General features: G+C 63.5%; 3 protein-coding genes. All 3 read left to right on the top strand.

Translation table 11 applies throughout. The annotated features are described in order from the left end of the window. Positions 1–1,262, top strand: a 1,262-nt coding sequence (locus tag C998_RS0113885; protein WP_018871472.1) for a VWA domain-containing protein, incomplete at its 5' end; no start/stop codon positions are given. A gap of 105 nt (positions 1,263–1,367) precedes the next feature. Then, positions 1,368–1,589: a hypothetical protein gene (locus tag C998_RS0113890; protein WP_018871473.1), complete on the top strand. Its 222-nt coding sequence runs from the start codon at positions 1,368–1,370 to the stop codon at positions 1,587–1,589. A 47-nt stretch (positions 1,590–1,636) separates the two neighbouring features. Further along, positions 1,637–1,759 (top strand): hypothetical protein, encoded by a 123-nt coding sequence (locus C998_RS15310; RefSeq protein WP_255349475.1) that lies wholly within the window; start codon positions 1,637–1,639, stop codon positions 1,757–1,759. Positions 1,760–1,825: the final 66 nt, after the last annotated feature.

The raw sequence follows: 1,825 nt of genomic DNA on the forward strand, positions 1-1,825 counted from the left end.
CCCGCCGCGCCTGGGTGCTCCGGCAGTCCGCTCTCGATGAGAGCGCCCGAAAGGACGACACGCTTGCGCGTTCCGTTCTGGGTGACAACATCATCGACCGGGCTGAGAAGATCCTGGAAGCCCTGCCCACGATGGGTCTGGACTTTCAGGCAACGGCGGAGTCCGTTGCGGTCGCAGAGCAGATCATCGACCTCATTCGTGAGGCCGAGGAGACGCACAACGACCGATCCGGAGCGGAGCAGGATCAGCCCGATGCCGGTGCCGATGAGGGCTCGGACTCGGGTGGCAGTTCGGACTCCGAGGAAGAAGACGCCCCCGAGAAGGCGGGCGGTCAGGGTCAGCGGAATCCCTCAAAGAGCGAGGAGCCGTGGGCCAACGAGCCTTTGCCCGATACCGACCTGGGCGACCTTCTGGAGAACGACGGTCACCTTGAGGCAGGACCGGGCAGGGGGCGCAGCTCTGCGGGGCAGACGTTCTCGTTCGCGAGCCGATCCCGGCTGGTCGCCTACCCTGAGCACATGCGGCAGGAGATCGCGCAGGAGGCATCCGCTCTTGCCGGAGGTATTCGGCGGAGTCTGCGGGCGCTTCTGGAGGGGCAGGACCGAAACCGGCGCGATCCGCGTCGGCAAGGTCGCCTCGACACCCGCTCTCTGGCGTCCGTGATGACCGGGAACCGCCGGGCCTTCTATCGCGAGGAGTTCGCCCGTGCCCAGAGTTCGGCCGTCCACATTCTTCTGGATGTCTCCGGAAGCATGATGGCCGTAGAATCCGCACGCGGCTACTCGCTGATGAGGGAATCCCTCATTGCGACCCACGCGATGATGGAAGCCCTGGAGCCTCTGTCGAAGGTGCGCTCTGCGGTTTCGGTGTTCCCGAATGAAAGCCAGAACGAGGTCTGGTGCCCCGTGCCCTTCTCCGAGACCTTCTCGGGGGTTAAGAGGAAGCAGGCTTCGAGTCTGTATCCGGCCGGAGGTGGCACCTCGACGCCGATGTTCCAGTCATTACGGGCTGTCGCGGGGAATCTCCTTGCTCAACCCGAGGAGCGGAAGATCGCCATTGTCGTTACCGATGGTGCCCCCGACTTCACCGGAGAAACACCTTCAAAGGTGGTCGATGATGTCCGCAACTGTGGCGTCTCGGTCTTTGGCGTCGGTCTGGGCGTTGACCTCTCCAACGTATTCGGGGAGCAGTACGTTTCCGTCGAGAAACTGGAAGCCCTGTCGGGCGAGCTGAAGAAAGCAGCGCGGAACCTTCTGCGCTGATCCACGACCCACCCTGGCTTTGCCAGCGGTGGGTTTTTTTCTGCCTGCAATCCGTGTGTGAAGCCGTGCCATCCCGGCCCGGCACCAACCACGGAGGTATTGCCTATGAAGCAGCTCGCCCGACGCCTGGGGCTCCGTGTTGCGGGAGCCATGACGCGGAAGCAGCTCAAGCGGCTATTCCGCCCGCTGCCGCAGGCAGCGTTGGCCGCAACCGTGTTCCTGTTCGGGAAGATGGTCTACGAGGGGGCCTTTGATCCCCTCGCCCTGTTGCTGTCTGTCCTCGCCGTCTTCGTGCTGCAAGTCCTTTTCTACGAGGACGAGGATTGATCCGCAGAGTGCTAGAATCGAGAGAGGAAGAAACGATGAACGTCGCTATGAGCAACCTGTCCCTCGCCATCGCCGTGTCCACTGTGGTCGTCGTCGCGGCCTATTTCGCGCTGATGCGGCTCGGCAAGTGGGCTGAGCGAAAACACGAGAAGCTGAAGCACCATCACTGAAGGCAGCGACCCGAACCGGGGGCGCACTGACGGAACCCAGCCCGCCCAGGCTTTGCCTGCGGCGGG

Source organism: Thioalkalivibrio sp. ALgr3 (genome assembly GCF_000377325.1).
Lineage (GTDB): Bacteria > Pseudomonadota > Gammaproteobacteria > Ectothiorhodospirales > Ectothiorhodospiraceae > Thioalkalivibrio.